Annotated in this window: 19 protein-coding genes and 1 tRNA gene; 10 read left to right on the plus strand and 10 right to left on the minus strand. The window is 60.8% G+C overall.

Going from position 1 to position 22,935, the window contains the following annotated elements; translation table 11 throughout:
* Positions 1-303 precede the first annotated feature (303 nt).
* From EIC84_RS04455 to cysS, 6 genes are all read right to left on the minus strand, one after another.
* Positions 304-396 (minus strand) — tRNA-Ser (locus tag EIC84_RS04455).
* Between the two features lie 54 nt (positions 397-450).
* Complete coding sequence (locus tag EIC84_RS04460; protein ID WP_003057587.1) at positions 451-1,716, minus strand: aspartate kinase; 1,266 nt, start codon at positions 1,714-1,716, stop codon at positions 451-453.
* A gap of 93 nt (positions 1,717-1,809) precedes the next feature.
* Positions 1,810-2,814 carry a tRNA lysidine(34) synthetase TilS gene (gene tilS, locus EIC84_RS04465; RefSeq protein ID WP_034363427.1) on the minus strand — a complete coding sequence of 335 codons (1,005 nt, stop codon included), beginning with the start codon at positions 2,812-2,814 and terminating at the stop codon, positions 1,810-1,812.
* Between the two features lie 145 nt (positions 2,815-2,959).
* Positions 2,960-3,937, minus strand: coding sequence for an acetyl-CoA carboxylase carboxyltransferase subunit alpha (locus EIC84_RS04470; RefSeq protein ID WP_003057594.1), 978 nt, complete (start codon positions 3,935-3,937; stop codon positions 2,960-2,962).
* Positions 3,938-3,997: 60 nt separating this feature from the next.
* Positions 3,998-4,822, minus strand: a complete 825-nt coding sequence (locus tag EIC84_RS04475; RefSeq protein WP_003070697.1) for a DNA-3-methyladenine glycosylase — start codon at positions 4,820-4,822, stop codon at positions 3,998-4,000.
* Between the two features lie 50 nt (positions 4,823-4,872).
* Complete coding sequence (cysS, locus tag EIC84_RS04480; RefSeq protein WP_003070695.1) at positions 4,873-6,258, minus strand: cysteine--tRNA ligase; 1,386 nt, start codon at positions 6,256-6,258, stop codon at positions 4,873-4,875.
* A gap of 221 nt (positions 6,259-6,479) precedes the next feature.
* Between cysS and EIC84_RS04485 the strand changes: the two genes are divergently transcribed.
* The 4 genes from EIC84_RS04485 (at position 6,480) to EIC84_RS04500 (ending at position 9,290) form a co-directional block, all read left to right on the plus strand.
* Positions 6,480-7,043 (plus strand): tetratricopeptide repeat protein, encoded by a 564-nt coding sequence (locus EIC84_RS04485; RefSeq protein ID WP_003070694.1) that lies wholly within the window; start codon positions 6,480-6,482, stop codon positions 7,041-7,043.
* A 132-nt stretch (positions 7,044-7,175) separates the two neighbouring features.
* Positions 7,176-7,760, plus strand: a complete 585-nt coding sequence (locus EIC84_RS04490; RefSeq protein ID WP_003070692.1) for a peptidylprolyl isomerase — start codon at positions 7,176-7,178, stop codon at positions 7,758-7,760.
* Positions 7,761-7,829: 69 nt separating this feature from the next.
* Positions 7,830-8,357, plus strand: a complete 528-nt coding sequence (locus tag EIC84_RS04495; RefSeq protein WP_003070690.1) for a peptidylprolyl isomerase — start codon at positions 7,830-7,832, stop codon at positions 8,355-8,357.
* 135 nt (positions 8,358-8,492) lie between these two features.
* Positions 8,493-9,290 carry a UDP-2,3-diacylglucosamine diphosphatase gene (locus EIC84_RS04500; RefSeq protein WP_003070688.1) on the plus strand — a complete coding sequence of 266 codons (798 nt, stop codon included), beginning with the start codon at positions 8,493-8,495 and terminating at the stop codon, positions 9,288-9,290.
* A 191-nt stretch (positions 9,291-9,481) separates the two neighbouring features.
* On the opposite strand, the gene EIC84_RS04505 is transcribed toward EIC84_RS04500, so the two are convergent.
* On the minus strand, positions 9,482-11,128 hold the full coding sequence (locus tag EIC84_RS04505) for an acyl-CoA synthetase (RefSeq protein WP_003070686.1): 1,647 nt from the start codon (positions 11,126-11,128) through the stop codon (positions 9,482-9,484).
* Positions 11,129-11,722: 594 nt separating this feature from the next.
* Here EIC84_RS04505 and dnaG point away from each other — a divergent pair.
* The 6 genes from dnaG (at position 11,723) to EIC84_RS04535 (ending at position 19,682) form a co-directional block, all read left to right on the plus strand.
* Positions 11,723-13,708 (plus strand): DNA primase, encoded by a 1,986-nt coding sequence (gene dnaG / locus EIC84_RS04510; RefSeq protein WP_034363424.1) that lies wholly within the window; start codon positions 11,723-11,725, stop codon positions 13,706-13,708.
* A gap of 275 nt (positions 13,709-13,983) precedes the next feature.
* Complete coding sequence (rpoD, locus tag EIC84_RS04515; RefSeq protein WP_003070680.1) at positions 13,984-16,431, plus strand: RNA polymerase sigma factor RpoD; 2,448 nt, start codon at positions 13,984-13,986, stop codon at positions 16,429-16,431.
* 146 nt (positions 16,432-16,577) lie between these two features.
* Positions 16,578-17,570, plus strand: a complete 993-nt coding sequence (locus tag EIC84_RS04520; protein WP_003070678.1) for a tripartite tricarboxylate transporter substrate binding protein — start codon at positions 16,578-16,580, stop codon at positions 17,568-17,570.
* A gap of 21 nt (positions 17,571-17,591) precedes the next feature.
* Positions 17,592-18,536 (plus strand): ketopantoate reductase family protein, encoded by a 945-nt coding sequence (locus EIC84_RS04525; protein ID WP_003070676.1) that lies wholly within the window; start codon positions 17,592-17,594, stop codon positions 18,534-18,536.
* Between the two features lie 356 nt (positions 18,537-18,892).
* Entirely contained in the window at positions 18,893-19,198 is a 306-nt protein-coding gene (locus EIC84_RS04530; protein WP_003057624.1) for a helix-turn-helix domain-containing protein, read from the plus strand.
* Between the two features lie 130 nt (positions 19,199-19,328).
* Positions 19,329-19,682, plus strand: coding sequence for an FKBP-type peptidyl-prolyl cis-trans isomerase (locus tag EIC84_RS04535; RefSeq protein ID WP_003070674.1), 354 nt, complete (start codon positions 19,329-19,331; stop codon positions 19,680-19,682).
* A gap of 76 nt (positions 19,683-19,758) precedes the next feature.
* On the opposite strand, the gene EIC84_RS04540 is transcribed toward EIC84_RS04535, so the two are convergent.
* From EIC84_RS04540 to EIC84_RS04550, 3 genes are all read right to left on the minus strand, one after another.
* Positions 19,759-20,265 carry a hypothetical protein gene (locus tag EIC84_RS04540; protein ID WP_003070671.1) on the minus strand — a complete coding sequence of 169 codons (507 nt, stop codon included), beginning with the start codon at positions 20,263-20,265 and terminating at the stop codon, positions 19,759-19,761.
* Positions 20,266-20,455: 190 nt separating this feature from the next.
* Complete coding sequence (locus EIC84_RS04545; protein WP_003070668.1) at positions 20,456-22,540, minus strand: VC_2705 family sodium/solute symporter; 2,085 nt, start codon at positions 22,538-22,540, stop codon at positions 20,456-20,458.
* On the minus strand, positions 22,533-22,922 hold the full coding sequence (locus tag EIC84_RS04550) for a DUF4212 domain-containing protein (protein ID WP_034349047.1): 390 nt from the start codon (positions 22,920-22,922) through the stop codon (positions 22,533-22,535). The genes EIC84_RS04545 and EIC84_RS04550 overlap by 8 nt, the downstream gene beginning before the upstream one ends.
* Between the last annotated feature and the right edge of the window lie 13 nt (positions 22,923-22,935).

Genomic DNA, 22,935 nt, shown 5'->3' on the forward strand with positions numbered 1-22,935 from the left:
GACGGAATCAAGAAGAATTAATTCTTCCTCATTACTGTTTTTGTGAGCGCTTGATAACTCCGAAGAGTTTGTTCCGAAGAACTGGCTGCTTGCCCTCAAACGCCCACGCTTATCGGCTGTATTTTTTTAAGGAACCAAGCGCAAAACCGGAAAACCCGATCTTGAATCTCGTTGCTTGCTGCGATCAGCGAAGCCTTGCATTGTAGCCCGTTTTCACCAGACTCAAATCAAAGTTTGAAACTTTTTGTCAACACCCAAAGGATCTTGACAAAAAGAAAAAGCCTTGCGGCTTTTTCTTTGATTTGGCGGAAACGGAGGGATTCGAACCCTCGATGAGGCTCTACACCCCATACTCCCTTAGCAGGGGAGCACCTTCGGCCACTCGGTCACGTTTCCGGAATGACGCTATTGTAAACAGCTTTTTTGTTCGTTTTTGGAAAGTTGCGAAAATTATTCGCTTTTATCCAAACCGAAGGCTGTGTGCAGGGAGCGCACGGCCAGCTCCAGGTACTTCTCGTCGATCACAACCGAAGTCTTGATCTCGGAAGTCGAGATCATCTGGATGTTCACACCTTCCTTGCTCAGGGCACGGAACATGGTGGAGGCCACACCCACATGGCTGCGCATGCCGATGCCGACGATGCTGACCTTGGCGATATTGGGATTGCCCACCACTTCGGAAGCACCCAGTGCAGGAACAACGCTTTCACGCAGCAGTTCCATGGCACGCTGGTAGTCGCCCTGACTCACGGTGAAGCTGAAGTCGGTCTTGCCGTCCTTGGAGATGTTCTGGATGATCACATCGACTTCGATGTTGGCATCAGCCACGGGGCCCAGGATGGCAGCAGCCACGCCGGGGGTATCAGGCACTCCCAGCACGGAGATCTTGGCCTCGCCACGGTTGAAAGCGATGCCGGATACGACAGCCTTTTCCATTTTTTCGTCTTCCTCAAAAGTAATCAGCGTGCCGGACTTGGCTTCTTCTTCCAGATCGATATCCCAGGGCGTGAAGCTCGACAGCACGCGCATGGGCACCTTGTACTTGCCCGCAAACTCCACGGAACGGATCTGCAGCACCTTGGAGCCCAGGCTGGCCATTTCCAGCATTTCCTCAAAGCTCACCGTACCCAGGCGCTTGGCAGCAGGCACCACACGGGGATCGGTGGTGTAGACGCCATCCACATCGGTATAGATCAGGCATTCGGCCGCCTTCAGGGCGGCAGCCACGGCCACGGCCGAAGTATCGGAGCCGCCACGCCCCAGCGTGGTGATATTGCCTTCTGGATCGATGCCCTGGAAGCCAGTCACGATCACGACACGACCTGCCTCGAGGTCGGCGCGCACGCGCTTGTCGTCGATGGACTCGATGCGAGCCTTGGTGTAGCTGCTATCGGTGCGCACGGGCACTTGCCAGCCCGCATAGCTGACGGATTCCATGCCTTCGGCCTGCAGCGCAATGGCCAGCAGCGCCGAGGATGCCTGCTCGCCAGTGGCGGCCAGCATATCAAGCTCACGATAGTACGAACTCTTGGCGTGGCTGGGAGCCAGTTCGCTGGCCAGACCCAGCAAACGGTTGGTTTCGCCACTCATGGCGCTGGGCACAACCACCAACTGGTGACCTGCCCGAGCCCATTTGGCCACACGCTTGGCGACGTTGCGGATGCGCTCTGTCGAGCCCATCGAGGTGCCGCCGTATTTATGAACGATCAGTGCCATTGGATACTAAAGGGTGACGAAACAGCAGCCACGGCGCAGATCACAAAGGTTTTGGCGCGCCGGCGGTTTTCGTACAGGTAAAAAAACCAAAACCTAGGAATTGTACCAACCGAGACTTGCCCCCTGGCGCTCTACAAAACCTCGCCCCACCTTGATGTGGATGCGGTGCCCTCGCGTAGTGCAAACGCCGAGCTGCGCCATGAGCTGCGCAAGCTGGGCCGCCGTCGGCGTCGTGCCATGCTCGGTGCGCAACCAATAACGCAGGACATTGCCCAGACGCAGCTCGCTCAAACCCTGCAATGCCTTGATGGCGGGCGGCACCCCCACCAGCAGCAGATCTGCCGCCGCCTGCTGATCCAGCAACTGCGACGCCTGGGCGCAATGGGCGCTGCTGCGTGCAAACGTGCTGCGAAACTGCGGAAAGACCTGCTCCAACACCGGCAGCAACTGAGCCCGGATGCGATTACGCGTGTAGCCTGGATCGGCATTCGTCGGATCCTCGACCCAGCTCAAATTCCTGAGCCGCAGCCAGTCACGCAGCACCTGCCCCGGCACCTCCAGCAAGGGCCTGAACCATTCCAGCCCTGCTCTTTGCCAATGCCCTGGCATGGCCGCCAGACCGGCCACACCTGCACCGCGCGAGAGCGCCAGCAGCAAGGTCTCGACCTGATCGTCGGCATGCTGAGCCAGCGCCATGGAGCGCACCGCATCCAGCGCAGCGCCCTGCGCATCGAGCCAAGGCTGCCGGGCCGCCTGAATCAAAGCCGCATAACGCCCCTGGCGCGCCGCATCTTCGGGGCTTTGCCCCTGCACATTGCGCGCATCGATGGCGCAGACCTTGAGGGCAATGCCGTGCCGGGCACACAGTTGCTCACAGTGCCGCTGAAATTCATCAGCCGCCGCCTGCAAACCGTGGTGCACATGAATCGCCCTCACCCGCCCCGGCCAGCGCGCATGGCAGGCCAGCAGCAGAGCCGACGAATCGGCTCCGCCGCTGAAGGCCACGGCCAGTGGCAGCGGCGGCTCGAATGCCGCCATCGCTGCATCCACCCGAGCAGCCGAGGCCCGCAACAAGTCAGCATCTGACTGGGCTTGCATGAACAACAGACTCCCTATTTCCAATTCAATAGCAGCTAGCGCTTACCCCAAAAGGGCTAGAAACACACTTCACTCAAAGCCCTTCGGCAAAAACAAATGGCTCCCGAAGGAGCCATTGTGCGCAAGCAGCATCAAGTCCGCGGGATCAGCGGTTGTCAGCCTTGGTGTCGGCAAACTTGCCATAGCTCTGAATGCGGTCGTAGCGACGATCCTGCAGCTCCTTGGGCTTGAGATCGGTCAACTGGCGATAGGCATCGCCCAACGCACGCTTGAGGAAGGCACCCATTTGCTTGTGATCGCGGTGAGCGCCACCCACAGGCTCGTTGACGATCTTGTCCACCAGACCCAGCGCCTTGAGGCGGTGAGCGGTGATGCCCATGGCGTCCGCTGCTTCCTGAGCCTTTTCGCCGGTCTTCCACAGAATGGAAGCGCAGCCTTCGGGACTGATCACCGAGTACACGGAGTACTGCAGCATCAGCACCTGGTCTGCCACGGCAATGGCCAGCGCACCGCCCGAGCCACCTTCACCGATGATGGTGGTGATGATGGGGGTCTGCAGCTGAGCCATTTCGTAGATGTTGCGACCGATGGCCTCGGACTGACCACGCTCCTCGGCATCGATGCCGGGGAAGGCGCCGGGCGTGTCCACGAAAGTGAACACGGGCAGCTTGAACTTCTCGGCCGTCTTCATCAGACGCAAGGCCTTGCGATAGCCCTCGGGACGCGTCATGCCGAAGTTGCGCAGCGTACGCTCCTTGGTATCGCGACCCTTTTGATGACCGATCACCATGCAGGGCTGGCCGTTGAAGCGTGCCAGGCCACCAATGATGGACTGGTCATCCGCAAAGTGGCGGTCGCCGTGCATTTCGACAAAGTCGGTAAAGCACTCGCGCACATAGTCGAGCGTATAGGGGCGCTCGGTATGGCGTGCGATCTTGGTGATCTGCCAGGGGGTCAGGTCGCTGTAGATGTCCTTGGTCAGCTGCAGGCTTTTCTTGCTGAGCTGATCGATCTCTTCCGAGATATCTACTGCGCTTTCAGTCTGCACATAGCGCAGTTCTTCGATTTTGGATTCGAGTTCGGCAATGGGCTGCTCAAAATCCAGAAAGTTCTTTTTCGCCAACGTATTTCTCCTTGTGCCAGCCTGTTGCAATCCTTGCAATCGGCCAGTGGACAGATGTCATCAAGCCACAGGCTGCGCCTCGAGCGAGCGCCAAATATACCAAGTTGCAACCGTACACCACGGTTTCCAAGCCTCGGCAACTTCACGGGCATCGCTGCGACTGACAGGATCGCCCGAAAAATGATTGAGAGAGATGCCCTGTATCAAACCGGCATCATCCAGAGGCAGCACATTGGGCCGCCCCAGACAGTAAATCAGAAAATTCTCGGCCGTCCAGCGGCTGAGGCCGCGTATGGACATCAGCTCGGCAATGATGACTTCATCGCTCATCTGAGCCCATTCATCCATATGCAGACGGTTCTCGGTGAAGTGCAGAGCCAGATCGACCAGATAGTCCACCTTGCGGGCCGACAATCCCACCGCACGCATATCGTCCACCTTGAGCCTGAGCACCTGCTCGGGCTGCATGGCAGCGGGCAGCCTGACGAACTTGTTCCACAAGGTCTTGGCGGACTTCGCCGAAATCTGCTGCCCGATGATGGACCAGGCCAAAGTGGCAAAGGCCTGCTCCTGCCCGCAAGGCAACAGCGCCTGGCTGCCGAGTTGCGGGATCAGGCGCTTGAGCACACGGTCGCGGCGCATGAGCTGACGACAGGCCTCAGCCCAATAGGCGGGCACACCATCAGGCAAATCCAGATGGATCTTTGGAGCGGCCACTTTGGACGCAACTGCCTGCTTTGCAGTTGTACCCGCAGGCTGAGCAATGGCTGCGGCCCCCAAAGGCGCTACAGGCAAAGGCGCAGCCGGCCCCATGGGCACGGGCAGATCAGCCACCAGCGGCAGCTGTTCAAACTCCATGGTGTCCAGATGCTTGGCCGCACTCATGCACGACTCTCCGCACTGCTCACACAGTTGATGGAATATTGCATGCAGCCTCAGCCCTTGGCGGCCGCTTCCCAGGTCGTGCCCGCGGCCGAGTCCTTGAGGACGATGCCCTGATCAAGCAGCTCCTTGCGGATGCGGTCGGCCTCGGCCCAGTTCTTGGTAGCCTTGGCCTCTGCGCGTGCGGCAATCTGCGCCTCGATCGCTGCCGCGTCCACCCCTTCAGCACCAGCCTGCAGAAACTTCTGCGGCTCGGCCTGCAGCAGGCCCAGGCAGGCCCCCAGAGCCTTGAGCAAGCCAGCCACTTCGGGCGACTTGCTGCGGTTGACCTCGGCGGCCAGCTCGAACAGCACGGCCACGGCCTCGGGCGTGCCGAAGTCTTCGTCCATCGCCGCCTTGAAGCGGGCGGCATAGGGATTGCTCCAGTCGATCTGCACCTCGGCAGGCGTCACCAGGTCCAGCGCGGTATAGAGGCGCTTGAGCGCACCGCGCGCATCATCGAGATGCACATTGGAATAGTTCAGCGGGCTGCGGTAGTGACTGCGTACGACGAAGAAACGGATGGTCTCGGCGTCGTACTCCTTGAGCACGTCGCGGATGGTGAAGAAGTTGCCCAGCGACTTGGACATCTTCTCGTTGTCCACGTTGATGAAGCCGTTGTGCATCCAGGTCCGGGCGAACGGCTTGCCGGTCGCACCTTCGCTCTGGGCAATCTCGTTCTCGTGGTGGGGGAACTGCAGATCCGCACCGCCGCCATGGATGTCGAAGCTCTCGCCCAGCAGCTCGCAACCCATGGCCGAGCATTCGATATGCCAGCCGGGGCGACCTTCGCCAAACGGACTCTGCCATCTCACATCGGCCGGCTCGTCGGCCTTGGCCGACTTCCACAGCACAAAGTCCAGCGGGTCGTGCTTGCCGTCTGCCACGGCCACACGCTCGCCGGCGTTGAGCTCGTCCAGCGACTTGCCCGAGAGCTTGCCGTAGCCCGGAAACTTGCGCACGGCGTAGTTCACATCGCCGTTGCCGGCCTGATAGGCCAGGCCCTTGTCCTGCAAACGGGCGATCATGCCCAGCATCTGCGGCACGTATTCGGTGGCGCGCGGCTCCAGCGTGGGGCGCTCGATGCCCAGCGCATCCGCGTCCTGGTGCAGCGCATCGATCATGCGGTCGGTCAGGCTGCGTATGGTCTCGCCGTTTTCCACCGCTCGCTTGATGATCTTGTCATCGATGTCGGTGATGTTGCGCACATAGGTCACCTTGTAGCCGCTGGCGCGCAGCCAGCGCTGCACCACGTCGAAAGCCACCATGGAGCGTGCATGGCCCAGGTGGCAGAGGTCATAGACCGTCATGCCACAGACGTACATACGCACATGGCCCGGCTCAAGCGGCGAAAACGATTCCAGTGCACGCGACAGCGTGTTGTAGATACGCAAACTCATGAATCTTGAAATAGGGAGAGAGGGTGGCGAGCAGCAGCACTGGTCATGCCTGCGATGCATAAACCATGCCTGCCATTCCCTGAGGCTGAAAAATGCGCACTAGCATCCAGACACATCCCGGTCCGGCCAGACGCCTAAGCGCCGCACACCCCTCAGCTACAATTCCCCGCAGTATAAGCTCCCGCCGCAGCGCAGTTTTGCGGCGCCATGAAAGCACCTACATGCCTGTACGCAACTTGTTCAGTACCGCAGCGCGTGCGGCAGCCCTGGCTGCCTTGCTCGCTGCAGGTAGCGCCTACGCCGACGATTACACGGATGTTGCCCAGTTGCTCAAGAGCGGCAAGACACAGCAGGCGCTGCAAAAAGCGGACACCTATCTGGCCAAGAATTCACGCGACCCGCAGATGCGTTTTCTGCGCGGCATCGCGCTGAGCAATGACGGCAAGACCGAGGACGCGATTGCAGCGTTTCGCCAGCTGACCGAGGACTATCCCGAGCTGCCCGAGCCCTATAACAACCTGGCCGTGATCTATGCACGCCAGGGTGACTTGGATCGCGCCCGCGCCGCGCTCGAAGCCGCCGTGCGCAACAATCCGAACTATGCCGTGGCGCACGAGAACCTGGGCGATATCTATGCCCGCCTGGCCTATCAGTCCTATGCGCAGTCCCTGGCCAAGGGCGGTCGCCCCGCAGCCCTGAACCCCAAGCTCAAGCAGCTCAAGGACTTGCTGCAGCCTGCGGCCTCTCTCGCAACGCCTGCCCCGGCCCAGCCTGCACAGCGCTGAACCCGTTTTTTGCCATCGCCGCCCTTCTCCCTCTTGTGAAGCAGGCCGGCGCCCTCAGCTGCCTCAAGCCTGTTTTTCGCAGCCGCCATCCCTGCGGCCCTGCCCAAGGCTCACTTACCCAGGAATATGACCATGCTGAATTTCCGTCGAAACAGCCTCAAGGCCCTGTCTGCCATTGCGCTGACAGCCACTGTTTTTGCCATCCCCGGCCTGGCCCAGGCGCAATCCAAGGTGCAGCTCAAGACCAGCATGGGCGATATCGTGGTCGAGCTCAACGATGCCAAGGCCCCCAAGAGCGCGGCCAATTTTCTGCAGTATGTGCGTGACAAGCACTATGACGGCACGGTGTTCCACCGCGTCATCGACGGCTTCATGATCCAGGGCGGCGGCATGGACACCAATCTGAACGAAAAGCCCACACGCGCCCCGATTCCGCTGGAAGCCAGCAACGGCCTCAAGAACGACCGCGGCACGATTGCCATGGCGCGCACCGGCAACCCCAATTCCGCCACCTCGCAGTTCTTCATCAATGTGGTGAACAATGACATGCTCAACGCCCCCAAGCCCGACGGCCATGGCTATGCCGTCTTCGGCAAGGTCGTCAAGGGCATGGACGTGGTGGACAAAATCCGCGCCGTGGCTACGGGCAACCGTGGCATGCACCAGAATGTGCCCACGACGCCGGTAACAATCCTTTCCGCCACCGAAATCAAGTAAACAACCCGGCGGCGCTGCACCTGCCGGGCCGCGCCCGCCTCTTTACTCCATCCTCTAGAAAGCACAGACATGAGCAATCCCCAAGTCGAACTGCACGTGACCATCAACGTGGCTGACACCGCAACCCAGGGCGTGATCACGCTGGAACTGGACGCCGTGAACGCGCCCAAGTCCACCGAGAACTTCCTGAACTATGTGAACCAGGGCTTCTACAACGGCACCATCTTCCACCGCGTGATCAAGAATTTCATGATCCAGGGCGGCGGTTTCGCAGCCGACATGAAGCAAAAGGACACTGCGGCTCCCATTGAGAACGAAGCCAAAAACGGCCTGAAGAACGACAAGTACACGATTGCCATGGCTCGCACCAGCGATCCTCACAGCGCAACCGCCCAGTTCTTCATCAACACCGTGGACAACGGCTTCCTGAACCACACCGCCCCCACCGGCCAGGGCTGGGGCTATGCCGTGTTCGGCAAGGTGGTCAAGGGTGAAGAAGTCGTGGACGCCATCAAGAAGGTGCGCACCACCCGCAAGGGCTTCCACGACGACGTGCCTTTCGACGCCGTGGTGATCGACAAGGCCGTGGCCCTGTAATCTCCCCCTGAGGCGCTAACGCGCCTTCCCCCTCTCTGCTTCGCGGAGGGGGACGACGGCCTCGCTGCGGGGCGGCCCTTGCTTGCCGTCTCTTTGTGAGGCCGTTATTGTTTTCAGGCTGCGCACTTTTCATTCATGGCTGAATCTTCTGATCCACGCACTGCCGCTCCTCAAGTCGCGCAGCTCCAGGCTGAGCCCCACTGGCGCACGCTTGATTTCATTTCCGACCTGCACCTGCAGCCTTCGGAGCCGCAGACGGTTGAAGCCTGGCGCAGCTATCTGGCACGCAGCACGGCCGACGCCATCTTTATCCTCGGCGATCTGTTTGAAGTCTGGGTGGGTGACGATGCACTCGATGAGCCCGGCAGCTTCGAAGCCGAATGCGCTGCCGTGCTACGCGAGGCGGCGCAGCAGCGCCCGCTGTTCTTCATGGTCGGCAACCGCGACTTTCTGGCCGGTGACGAATTTCTGCGCCGAAGCGGCATGACCGGCCTTTGCGACCCCACGGTGCTGCGGTGGGCAGACACCAGCATCCTGCTCAGCCATGGCGATGCGCTGTGCCTTGACGATGTGGATTACCAGCAATTCCGTGCTGTTTCGCGCTCCGCCGCCTGGCAGAAGCAACTGCTGGCCCAGCCCCTGGCCGTGCGCCGCGCGATCGGCAGATCGGCACGCAGCGAAAGCGAGCAACGCAAGCAAAGCGGCGCACCCTACGCAGATGCCGACGCGCAGATGAGCGCCACCTGGATGCAGGCCGCGCAAGCGCCCTGGCTGATTCACGGCCATACCCATCAGCCCGCCGACCACGCACTGGGCGATGGGCAGTGGCGCATCGTGCTCAGCGACTGGCATATCGATGCAGATACGCATCGCAGCGAGGTGCTGCGAGTAACGCCCGAAGGCTGGCAGCGCATGCCGCCCGAGCTGGCCTGACGCACCGCCCCAGTTGGTACTATCCAATTCAGAGCTTCTTACGCTTGCCATTCATAGATTTCAGATTGAAAGCCATCCAAGTTCTATGAATAACAAGCGCTAGCAGCTATCAAATTTGCTGAACCGGCAGACACCCAGAGCCCGCTGCCCACAGAACTAAGGCATCAGACCTTGGAGTCAACTGCGGGATCTCAGACCGAGATCGCGGAAGCCGAGCCTGCTTGCTTGCGCAGCTCGAACTTCTGGATCTTGCCCGTGCTGGTCTTGGGCAGCTCGCCAAACACCACGGCGCGCGGCACCTTGTAGCCGGCCAGATGCTTTTTGCAGTGGGCAATGATGTCTTCGGCCGTGGTCTCGGCTCCGGCCTTGAGTTCGATGAAGGCGCAGGGCGTCTCGCCCCATTTGGGATCGGGCTTGGCCACCACGGCCGCAGCCAGCACAGCGGGGTGGCGGTAGAGCACATCCTCCACTTCGATGGACGAGATGTTCTCGCCGCCCGAGATGATGATGTCCTTGCTGCGATCCTTGATCTGGATATAGCCGTCGGGATGCTGCACGGCCAGGTCGCCGCTGTGGAACCAGCCGCCGCGAAAAGCCTCCTGCGTCGCTTGCGGGTTCTTGAGATAGCCCTTCATGGCGATATTGCCCTGGAACATGATCTCTCCCATGGTCTGGCCGTCGTGCGGCACGGGCTGCATGGTTTCGGGGTCCAGCACGGCCGCAGAGCGCTGCAGGTGGTAGCGCACGCCCTGGCGCGAGTTCAGGCGGGCGCGCTCGCCGATATCGAGCGCATTCCAGCTTTCATGCTTGGCGCAGACCGTAGCCGGGCCATAGGTTTCGGTCAGGCCATAGACATGGGTGATGTCAAAGCCCATGGCCTCCATGCCCTCGATCATCGATGCGGGCGGCGCTGCCCCTGCCACCATGGCCTTGACGCCGGCGGGCACGCCCTGCTTCATGGCAGCCGGCGCATTCACCAGCAGGCTGTGCACAATGGGCGCGCCGCAGTAATGGCTCACGCCATGGTTGCGAATGGCGTCAAAAATCGCCTGCGCATCCACCCGGCGCAGGCAGACATTGACCGCCGCGCGTGCGGCCACCGTCCAGGGGAAGCACCAGCCGTTGCAGTGGAACATGGGCAGCGTCCACAGATAGACGGCATGTTTGGGCATGTCCCACTCCAGCACATTGCTGATGGCGTTGTTGTGCGCGCCGCGATGGTGGTAGACCACGCCCTTGGGGTTCCCGGTGGTTCCGCTGGTGTAGTTCAGCGCAATCGCATCCCATTCGTCGCCGGGCAACTGCCAATCGAAACCGGCATCGCCCTGGGCCACGAAGCTCTCGTAGTCGATGGCACCGATCTGCTCGGCCGCCTCGCCGTAAACCGGGTCTTCGACCTCGATCACATAAATGGGCACAGTGCTCTGGCGCAGCTTGAGCGCCCTGGCCATTAGAGGCGCGAACTCGGGGTCCACGATCAAGGCCTTGGCTTCGCCATGATCCAGCATGAATGCCAGGGTCTCGGCATCGAGCCGGGTATTGAGCGTGTTGAGCACGGCACCGGCCATGGGCACGCCAAAGTGCGCCTCCACCATGGGCGGCGTATTGGGCAGCATCACGGCCACGGTGTCGTTCTTGCCAATGCCGATTTTCTGCAGGCTGCTGGCCAGCTGACGGCAACGCGCATAGGTTTGCGCCCAGCTCTGGCGCAGGTCGCCGTGAACAATGGCCAGGCGCTCGGGGTAGACCTCGGCCGTGCGGGCAATAAATCCCAGCGGCGTCAGCGCGGCATGGTTGGCAGTATTTGGGGCGAGGTTCAGATCGAAAGAACTTGTCATGTTTGTCTCCTGAGCGTTTTGTACTCCAGCATCCGTCACGCCAGGCTTACAAGCGAGCGCCATGCAGGCTTGTTGTGATCGGGATCAAGCAGTTGCGCCCGAAATGGCTGCACCGCGCCGGCAAACCGGCATGCGACATCCGCAGACAAACCAGAGCAATGCAAAAGGTCATTCAGCGAGACAGTACTTTCAACAGCTTCTGAAAATCGATAAATTCATTTGAAATCAACCACATGGAATCCTATTGAAAAATCCCCTCATTCCCCAGGCAGGGCCAACTCATGCAAGTCATCTATAAGACATCATTTATCTGACAGACCAATCACCAGGACTTCGAATCGCTTTTAGAATGCGCACATGTTTTGAGTACATGACTGCCTGCATCGGCAATGCAAGACCGGCATCTCTGCCCGCACGGAGCCGGTCGCAAGCCTCAAGACTGAGTGGCGGAGGAGACGTTTTAGAGGAGAGCCTGGCAATGACCCAGGCATCAGGAGACCTGAGCCTGCACCCATGGGTGCAGGCTTTTTTTTTGCCCGTCTGCCCCATTCCTGCCGCCCCCTCGGCCATTGCCGAAAAAGGCAGAATACGCGGGTGGCCATTCCCCAATCATTCATCCAAGAGTTGCTATCCCGCGTCGACGTGGTCGACATCGTGGGCCGCTATGTGCAGCTCAAAAAGGGCGGCGCCAACTTCATGGGCTTATGCCCGTTCCATAGCGAGAAGTCGCCCTCTTTCACCGTCAGCCCCAGCAAGCAGTTCTTTCACTGCTTTGGCTGTGGCAAGAATGGCAATGCCATCGGCTTTCTGATGGAGCATGCCGGCATGGGCTTTGTCGAAGCCGTGCAGGAGCTTGCCAACCAATGCGGCCTGCAAGTGCCGCAGGACGACATCAGTCCTGCCGAGCGCCAGCGCCAGGCTCAGCAAAAGCAAAAGGCGGAAACACTGAGTGATCTGCTGGAAAAAGCCGGCGAGTCCTATCGCAAGCAGCTCAAGGCAGCTCCGAAAGCCATCGAGTATCTGAAAAAGCGCGGCGTCTCCGGCGAAGTCTCCAAGCGCTTTGGCCTGGGCTATGCCCCTGCAGGCTGGCATGGTCTGGCCAGCGTATTTGCCGAGTACGACAACCCGCAGCTCGAAGAATGCGGGCTGGTCATCGTGGGCGAGGACGACAGTCGCCGCTATGACCGCTTCCGCGACCGGCTCATGTTCCCGATTCGCAATGTCAAAGGCGAGTGCATAGGCTTTGGCGGGCGGGTGTTCGGCGATGAAAAACCCAAATACCTGAACTCGCCCGAAACCCCGGTCTTCCACAAGGGCCGCGAACTCTACGGCCTTTACGAGGCCCGGCAGGCCCTGCGCGACATGGGCTACGCCCTGGTCACAGAAGGCTATATGGACGTGGTGGCACTGGCCCAACTGGGCTTTGCCAATGCCGTAGCAACGCTGGGGACGGCCTGCACGCCCGAGCATGTGCAAAAGCTGTTTCGATTCACCGATGCCGTGGTCTTCAGCTTCGACGGTGACGGTGCGGGGCGGCGCGCCGCCCGCAAGGCGCTGGATGCGGCCCTGCCACTGGCGACGGACACGCGCTCCATCAAATTCCTGTTCCTGCCTTCGGAACATGACCCTGACAGCTTCATCCGCGAATTCGGCCCCGAGGCCTTCTCGCGCTATGTGGGCGATGCCACGCCGCTGAGCCGCTTTCTCATCGAATCGGCCAGCGAAGGCTGCGACCTGGGACAGACAGAAGGCCGTGCCCATATGGCCAGCAACGCCCGGCCGCTGTGGTCGCTGCTGCCCGACGGCGCGCTCAAGCGCCAGTTGCTCTCCGAAATCGCAGCCCTGGCTCAGCTGGACTCGCGCGACCTCTCCGATATCTGGGCGCAGGAGGCGGCACGCACCGCCCCCATTGCCCGCCGCGCGCCTGCGCCCCCCGGCCCTCAGGCACCGGAATGGGATGCGCCTGCGGGCAACTGGGAAAGCGCTCCCGACTGGGCCGATGCCGCGGCACCGGCTCCCTCCTACCCGAGCCAGGGCAGCGGTGGCAACTGGTCGGGCCGCAAGGAATTCGGCCGCCAGCGCAAACCCTGGGGCAAGAAGGGTGAGGACTGGAACCCGCCGCAGCTGGGCCCGCGCCCCACGCCGGTCAGCCGCGAAGACCAGGCCGCACGCCTGCTGATGTGTCACATGGAGTTCATGGAAGAGATGACCCATGAGGACTTCGATGCCCTGGCTCGCTGCAACCAAAGCCATGCCCCCTTGTTCCGTTGGCTGGAAGCCCAGTTCACCGAATCCGGCCCGCGCTCCTGGGCAGTGCTGCGCGAGCAATTGCAAGGCTCTCCCTGCGAGCCGCTGGCCCAAAAGCTCATGAGCGGCGCCCATGCCAACCCCGAGGGCGAGGTGGACGAGTTGCGCAAGGAGTTGCGCGGCACTCTCAATCTGATCCTGGTGGATCATCTCAAGCGCGAAGAAGCCAAGGCCCTCAAGGAAATTGCTACGGACCCCACCGCGGCAAGACGTTACATTGAGTTTCAACAGCGGCGAAAAAATTTATCTGTAATTCTTAGCTCCACCTCTTGACATCTTTAAAAAAGGTATAATTTAGTGGATATAGGCAAGAGCGACAGCAACACCTCCGACCCGGGCACCGTGAAGAAATCACGTGATGGCAGCAACTGCATGGCCCATTTCTCGCAAGGATTGCATACCAAATGATCGCCCCAACATCTTGCCATGGAGTCTTTGTGCTCCACCGGACAGGCTAGGCCTGTTCTTGCGCCAGCTTTCATGGCGTTTGTTTGCATTTTCCGTTTTCCTTTGTGTGTTTGTGTGTGTTCGTACCGTGAGAGGTGTTCATGCCCGTTTCAAAGTCCGTGAAGTCCAAGCAGGCCCCAGAAGCTTCAGCAAAGCCCAAGACCTCTAAAACTTCCACTTCCGCAGCAGAGCCCGCGAAAAAGGCCAGTGCCGGCAAGCCTGCTGTGAAGAAGAGTGCTGCATCTGCAGCCGAAGCAAAGAAAGACACCACCGTGGTTACCAAGTCACAAGCCGAACTCAAAGCCATGGCCGATGCGCTGCTGGCGCAGGCAACTCCCAAGCGCGGCCGCAAGAAGGCCGAAGAAGACGACGACACAGCTGCCGCTCCTGCCGCCAAGAAGACTGTTGCCAAAAAGGCACCTGCTGCCAAGAAGGCCGCCGCCGTCAAGGCCCCTGCTGCCAGTGCCGATGCCGACAAGGCTCCCGCCAAGCGCGGCCGCAAGCCCAAGGCCAAGGAGGCCGACGAGGACATGGATGATGCAGACCTGTCGGATATCGACAGCGATCTGGAAGGCGAAGTCGAAGAGGAGGCATCGACCGAAGCGTCTGCTGCTCCTGCCGAAAAGGCCAAGCCTCTGCGCATGAAGATCAGCAAGGCGAAGGAACGCGCCTTGATGAAGGAATTCGGCCTGGACGAGACTGTTCTGACCGAAGAGGAAATGAACACCCGCCGTCAGCGTCTGAAGATGCTGATCAAGCTGGGCAAGACCCGCGGCTACCTGACCCACGCCGAAATCAACGACCACCTGCCCGACAAGCTGGTCGATGCCGAAACGCTGGAAGTCGTGATCTCCATGTTGAACGACATGGGTGTGGCCGTGTACGAGCAGACTCCCGATGCGGAAACCCTGCTGCTGAACAACACCGGCCAGTCGGCCACCACCGAAGAAGAAGCGGAAGAAGAGGCCGAAGCGGCTCTGTCCACCGTGGACTCCGAATTCGGTCGCACCACCGACCCCGTGCGCATGTACATGCGTGAAATGGGCACCGTCGAACTGCTGACACGCGAAGGCGAAATCGAAATCGCCAAGCGCATCGAAGGCGGTCTGATGGACATGATGGAAGCCATCTCGGCCTCCCCCGCGACCATCGCCGAAATCCTCAACATGGCCGAGGAAATCCGCGAAGGCAAGGTTGTCATCTCCACCGTGGTGGACGGCTTCGTCAATGCCAACGAGAACGACGACTATGTGGCCGAGGAAGACTTCGACGAATACGACGAAGAAGACGACGACGACGGCAAGGGCGGCTCCAAGGCCCTGACCAAGAAGCTCGAAGAGCTGAAGAACGAAGCCCTGGGTCGCTTTGACTCCATGCGCGAGCTCTTCGACAAGATGCACAAGGTGTATGACAAGGAAGGCTACGGCACCGAGGCATACATGAAGGTGCAGAAGGCCATCACCGAAGAGCTGATGACCATTCGCTTCACGGCCAAGACGATCGAGAAGCTCTGCGATCTGGTGCGCGCCCAGGTGGACGACGTGCGCAAGAAGGAACGCGAGCTGCGCAAGATCATCGTTGACAAGTGCGGCATGCCCCAGGAGCAGTTCATCAAGGACTTCCCGCCCAATCTGCTGAACCTGGACTGGGTCATCAAGCAAGTGGCGGCAGGCAAGAACTACAGCGCCGTGCTGGAGCGCAACATCCCGCCCGTGCAGGAGCTGCAGCAGAACCTGATCGACCTGCAGGCCCGCGTGGTCGTGCCTCTGGAAGAGCTCAAGCACATCAACAAGCGCATGAACAGCGGCGAGCGCGCCAGCCGCGATGCCAAGAAGGAAATGATCGAGGCCAATCTGCGTCTCGTGATCTCCATCGCCAAGAAGTACACCAACCGCGGTCTGCAATTCCTGGATCTGATCCAGGAAGGCAATATCGGCCTGATGAAGGCCGTGGACAAGTTCGAATATCGTCGCGGCTACAAGTTCTCGACCTATGCAACCTGGTGGATTCGTCAGGCCATCACGCGCTCCATCGCCGACCAGGCCCGCACGATCCGCATCCCCGTGCACATGATCGAGACCATCAACAAGATGAACCGCATCTCGCGCCAGCACTTGCAAGAGTTTGGTTTCGAGCCCGATGCGTCCATCCTGGCAGCCAAGATGGAGATCCCCGAGGACAAGATCCGCAAGATCATGAAGATCGCCAAGGAACCGATCTCGATGGAAACCCCCATCGGCGACGACGACGATTCCCACCTGGGCGACTTCATCGAGGACGGCAACAACACGGCGCCTATCGACGCCGCCATGCAGGCCGGTCTGCGCGATGTGGTCAAGGACATTCTCGACGGCCTGACGCCTCGCGAAGCCAAGGTACTGCGCATGCGCTTCGGTATCGAAATGTCCACCGACCATACGCTGGAAGAAGTCGGCAAGCAGTTTGACGTGACGCGCGAGCGCATCCGTCAGATCGAAGCCAAGGCGCTGCGCAAACTCAAGCACCCTTCGCGCTCCGACAAGCTGCGCAGCTTCATCGACTCGCTGTAAAGTCAGTCCGAGGAACCGGCTCGCCGGTTCCCTGCTACTCAAAGCCCCGACCTGCCCAGGTCGGGGCTTTTTCGCATGCAGCCCAGGTCAGCAAGCCTTCGCTTGCGGCCAAACACACCAAAAGACACATAACAACGGAGACAGACATGAATACCCCCCACTCGGACAATGCCCTGACACGCCGCCACTGGCTAAGCTATTCCGCTGCCTTGCTGTCTACACCTTTTGCAGCCATCGCCAATCCTCCCCAGCGCCTTGGCACGCAGCTGCGTATCGTGATCCCCGCCAACCCCGGCGGCGGCTGGGACCAGACTGGCCGCGCCCTGGGCGCAGTGCTGACCAGCAGCGGCACGGTGGACAAGGTCGTTTATGAAAACATCGGCGGCAAGGGCGGCACCATAGGCTTGGCCGAGTACACCAAACGCTATGGCAGCGACCCCAACAGCCTGCTGATCGGCGGCATGGTCATGGTCGGCGCCCTGGCATTGAACAAGAAGTCAGCAGAGCTGCAGCAGGTGCAGCCCCTGGCGCGCCTGACCAGCGACTATCTGGTGGTGGCCGTGCCCACCGACTCGCCGCTTGCCAACCCCAAGGCACTGGCCAAGGCCATGCGCGAGAACCTGCCGGCACTGACCATTGCCGGAGGCTCTGCAGGCGGTGTGGACCATATGTACGCAGGCATGCTGGCCCGCCTGGCCAAGGCCAATGCGGAGCAACTGCAATACAAACCCTTTGCCGGCGGTAACGATGTGCTCCAGGCCCTGCTGCAAAAGCAGGTGCAGGTGGGAATCTCTGGTTACAGCGAGTTCAGAGAAGCCTTGCAGGCGGGCAAACTGCGCGCCCTCGGTGTTTCGTCACGCCGTGCCATGTTCGGCATTGCCTCCATGCGCGACCAGGGTCTGGATGCTGAAATGTCGAACTGGCGTGCCGTCTTTACAGGCAAGAATCTGCCGGCAGAACGCGCCCAGCAACTGCTGGCTGCTATCGACCATGCAAGCAACCAGGACAGCTGGAAGCAAGCCCTGGTCAGCAATAATTGGAACTCTTCCTGGCAAACCGGCAAGGCACTACATGAATTTCTGGAGGTCGAAACCTCCACTGCCCAGCTGATGACCTATCTGCTCAAGCTCAAGAGCTGAGCCTCTTTGCGAGATAGCCTCATGAACATGGTCAACCACACCGCCGCCTCCGCCCGCCTGTCCATTGCCGTCATGGGTGCGGGCTCGGTGGGCTGCTACTTTGGTGCTCTGCTGGCACGCGCCGGCCACCCGGTCACGCTGATCGGTAGAACATCGCATATGCAGGCCATCAGCCAGCACGGGCTACGACTGCAGACGGCGACAGAAGATCTGAACATCCCAATCACCACCAGCACCGAAGCCAGTGCCGTGGCAGGCGCCGATGTGGTGCTGTTCTGCGTGAAATCCACCGACACCGAAGCAGCGGCTGCACAGATCAAACCCCACCTGGCAGCGCACACTCAGGTACTGAGCTTGCAGAACGGCGTGGACAACGACCGGCGCCTGCGCCTGGTACTGGGGCAGCAGCCGGTGGCTGCTGCCGTGGTTTATGTCGCCACCGCCATGGCCGGCCCAGGCCATGTGCGTCACTTCGGCCGGGGCGAGCTGCTCATCGCCCCCTGTCCGCAGGGGGACGAGATTGCACTCCAGTTCAGCGCAGCAAACATCCCCACCCAGACCTCGGACGGCGTGCTGACCGCACTCTGGCAAAAACTCATCATCAACTGCGTGTACAACGCACTCTCCGCCCTCACCCAGCAGCCCTATGGCTGGCTGATCGCGCAGCAGGGCGTACCCGCCGTCATGCAGGATATTGCCGCCGAATGCAAGGCCGTAGCTCTGGCCGACGGCGTGCTGCTGCCGGCCTCCGTGGACGAGGCTGTAGCGGCCATAGCGCGCACCATGCCCCGACAGTTCTCTTCCACGGCCCAGGATCTGGCGCGCGGCAAGACCACGGAAATCGACCATCTCAACGGCTATGTGGTGCGGCGCGGTCAGGCGCTGGGCATTGCCACGCCGATCAACCGTCTGCTGCAGGTGCTGGTGCAACTCAAGCAAATGCCGGCACAAAAGCAGGAACTATGATTTCCATAGCTGCTTGCTCTGACAAATCAATGGCTAGAGTCAATTTTTACACCCGGAAACACCTAAGCCAGTACTAACACTTCCGGCATGGCTCGCCACCCCGTCCCGAGGGCTGCTTCAGTTCTGCCCCTATTGCTACAAACCCTGAAGCAAGCGAGTCTTCTCCCTGATTCGTGGCTGACCCGCAACACTTGCGCGCTGTTTGTGGCCTTTATCACTTCAAGGCGTTGCAGTCGAAGATTTGAAGCTACTAAACTTGTAGCAAAATAAATTAACCGCTATAGTCCATTGGACATGGCACTGAAAGCGCCTAGTGCGCCCAGCTCGACAACATCATTGCGCAAGGAGAAGCGTCCATGAGCTCCAAGGAAAACGCCGCCATCAACCAGCTGTTCGAGAAGCTCGAATGCCGCTATGCGCTGCGCGTGCTGTGGGCTTTGCGGGATGGTCATCCCCAGACCTTCCGACTGCTGCAAGACAGTGTGGGCGGCATCACCCCCAACACCTTGAACACCCGTATCAAGGAGCTGCGCGAGTGCGGCCTGCTCGAGCATGGCAGCGACGGCTACACCGTCACCCTGACCGGGCAGGATCTGCTCAAGCGCCTGTCCGATGTACAAGCCTTTGCCAACCGCTGGGTTGCCGCGCGCGCCAAGAAGTAAACCTTGCCGCTGTTGCGGCCGGGGGACTGGCAGCAAGCGGGTGCACCACTATCATCCAAGGGCCCCAAGCGTGCTTGGCGGGCCCTTTTTTCCATCGCCTTTTTCTGCTTTGCGCTGAAAGGAAATCATCATGGCATTCAACACTACTGCCTCCGGCCTGCAATACGAAGACACCGTCGTGGGCGAAGGCGCCGAAGCCAAGGCCGGTCAGAACGTGACCGTGCACTACACCGGCTGGCTCTACAACAATGGCGTGCAAGGCGCCAAGTTCGACTCCAGCAAGGACCGCAACGATCCTTTCGTCTTTCCCCTGGGCGCCGGCATGGTCATCAAGGGTTGGGACGAGGGCGTGCAGGGCATGAAGGTGGGCGGCCAGCGCACGCTGCTGATCCCCGCCGCCCTGGGCTATGGCGCGCGCGGCGCCGGTGGCGTGATCCCGCCCAACGCCACGCTGAAGTTTGACGTGGAACTGCTGGCTGTCTAAAAACAGGCTGGTTCATCAAAAAAGCGGCTCTCCGAAGCCGCTTTTTTCTTTGCGAGAGGCTCGGCACAGATGGTGCTTATGTCTCATCCGCCTCAAACAGCGCCCTGTGCAACGACGTATAGGCCTTGTCACCCGCAGCATCTCGTATGCGTGGAGCCAGCGCTGCCAGTTGCTCATAACCCATGGCCGCCTCCACCGCCAGATTCAGCCGGAAGCCCTTGAGCCCAAGAGCCCCCGTGATGGACACCGCTATCGGATAGGCCCTCTGGTAGCGCCTCTGGGCGCTGCCAGGGTCGACGTCAGCAGTTGCCAACGATGCCGAACTGCTCTTTGAGAGCGAAGATGCATGGGCCTGTGCTGCAGCATCAGCCGCGACGGACGACTCTCTTGTGGCCAGCCAGCCCTTGCCGACCAGCGCCAGAATATCGTCCTTGTTCACCCCCAGCGCCGAGGTCGCCTCCAGCACCTGCATAAGACTGCGACGACCGTCAAACAGCAAAAAGGCCGAGCGCAGCCGCTGGCTCAGATCGGCATGGCGCTCCTTGAAGGCCAGCTGACCCTCGGGTGTTTTGACTAGATACATCGACCCCGCCCTCTGTGCATTGAATTGCGTCCCGCCCTGCAGAGTGGCAGTTATGGCTGGAGCTGAAAAGCGGGTTTTCCTGCAAGCCTGGTCCGCCCATGCTCCAGATCAGCTCACGGCGGATATTCAGCAGAAAACTGCCTCGAACCCGACCCAAAAGATCGCTGAAGGCCATCCAATCAAGAGTTTTTCAAACTCTCGCCCGCCGCTGCTCCCACCAGCTGACGAGCAATGTGGTGGCCAAGCCCACCGGCACGCCAAACACTCCGGCCGAGATGGGCTGAATACCCCACCAGAGTGCCTCGCCACGAAGGACCGATGGCAGCACCCCTTGCAGGCCCGGAACGTGCGAGGCCATGTAGTAAAGCGTCACGGCCAGGCCCAGCAGCATGCCGGCCACCGCACCACGACGCGTGGTGCCACGCCAGAAGATGCCCAGCACCATGGCCGGCACCAAAGCCGAGCCCGCCAGAGAGAAGGAGGCAGAGACCATGGGAAGAATGTCCGAAGAGCGTCGTGCCGCCACAAACGCCGCCGACAAGGCCACCAGCAGCAATGCGAATTTGGAAAGAATCACGCGCTGTTCAGGCGAGATGCGGCGCTTGCGCGTATCCAGGCGCTGGCGCTCCTGGAAATAGAGATCCCGCACCAGGGCATTGCTGATGGTCAGCAGCAGACCGTCGGCCGTGGACAGGGCCGCCGCCAATCCGCCCGCAGCCACCAGCCCGGAGAGCACATAAGGCATGCCGCCGAGTTCTGGAGTGGCCAGCATGATGAGGTCGGCCCCCATGCGGATTTCGGCGAACTGCAAAATGCCATCGCCGTTGATGTCCTCCACCGACAGCAGCGAGGCGTCCACCCTTGACCACTGCGCTATCCAGTTGGGCAAGGCATCGAAATGCGTGCCAACGAGATTGCTCATGACCTCGTACTTCACCAGTACGGCCAAGGCTGGCGCCCCCAGATACAGCAACCCGATGAAGAACAGCGACCAGGCCACGGAGGTACGTGCGGCAGACACCGAGGGAACCGTGAAATAGCGCGTGAGCAAGTGCGGCAGCCCGGCCGTGCCAACCATCAGGCAGAACATCAGCGCCAGGAAATTGCGCCGACTTTCCTCATAGGCCTGCCGCTCGGCCGGCGAGCCATCCGGATCCCCCGCGAAAGGCTGGCTTTGCAGCGGCATGCCGCCCAGCGGCTTGGCCCGCTCATAGGCCTCGTGCAACTCACGGCTCCAGAGCTCGCGCGCCGCCGCCTCGTCCTTGGGCATGGCGGCCAGCTCCCGGCTGGCCGCCATGATGGCGCCGATGTTGCCGCTGCTGGTGCGCAGCTCGCGGATATGCTCGCTCAGTGCCTGGCGTTCGGCCGCCAGCACATTGGGCACATCGCGCAGCTTGGCCTGCAGCACCTGAGCGCGGGTGCGATAGGCCTCCAGCACCGACTGCTCGGCCTCTGAGGAACGCAACTGCTGCTCCATGGCGCCGATCTTGCCCAATTGCTGGCTATAGGCCAGCTGCGCCCAGGGGTTGCCCAGCTGTTTGTAGGCCAGCCAGGAGACAGGCAGCATGAAGGCCAGCAGGATCACCACATATTGCGCCACCTGGGTCCAGGTGATCGCCCGCATGCCGCCGAGGAACGAGCACAGCAGCACGCCGCCCAGCCCCAGCATGATGCCGATCTCGAACTGCACGCCGGTCAGTCGCGCAGCAATCAGGCCCACGCCATAGATCTGCGCCACCACATAGGTGAAGGAACAGGTGATGGCCGCCAGCGCAGCAATAATGCGCGGCCAACGTCCGCCATAGCGCGCCTGAAAGAAATCCGGCACGGTATAGAGATTCATGGCCCGCAGATAGGGCGCAATCAGCATGCCGACCAGACAGAACCCGCCCGTCCATCCCAGGACATAGGCCAGTCCGCCGGGCTGCGTGCCGGTTCCAGAAAAGCCTTGCAGATAAAGCGCACCGGAGAGGCTGATGAAGGAGGCTGCGCTCATCCAGTCGGCAGCGGCCGCCATGCCGTTGTAGAAAGGTGGAATGCGCCGGCCGGCGACAAAATACTCCTCGGCATCGCTGGTGCGCGAATACACGCCTATGGCCGCATACACCATCACCGTGGAGAACAGGAAGATGGGCCCGATCCAGTGGCGAGAGAGCCCGCGCTCCTCGGCCCAGAGCATGGTCAGCAGAAAGCCTGCCGTTCCCAGCACATAGAGAAACAGGATGCGATGCAGCCGCCAGTGATAGGCACGGCTCAGAACTGGCCGCTCAGGCATGAAGATCGGAAGCGGCAGAGGAGGCGTCGTGAGCCTCAGCCGCTTTGCGCGCCTCGTCACGCGCCTGCTGGCGTTCAAAATAATCCATGGCCACACAATAGACCACGATGATGAGCAGGAACATCAGGACCGCCCCTTGGGCCGCCATCCAGTAGGCCACGGGCCAGTCGGGCACCAGCGCCTGGATATCGCGCGCAAAGTAGCAGATGCCAAATGAAAATACCACCCAGACCGTCAGCAGCAAGGCCTTGAGTCTCAGGTGGTAGGTATCGTGCAGATCCGGCGGGAAGGTGACTTCCACCGGATTGCCCAAAGCATCGAATGCCTGTCGCGGAGCATCCGACACAGCATCGTCATGCACGGGCGCGTGATGCGTCTGCATGCCGATGCGCAAG

It is taken from the genome of Comamonas sp. A23 (assembly GCF_004522605.1).
Lineage (GTDB): Bacteria > Pseudomonadota > Gammaproteobacteria > Burkholderiales > Burkholderiaceae_C > Comamonas > Comamonas thiooxydans.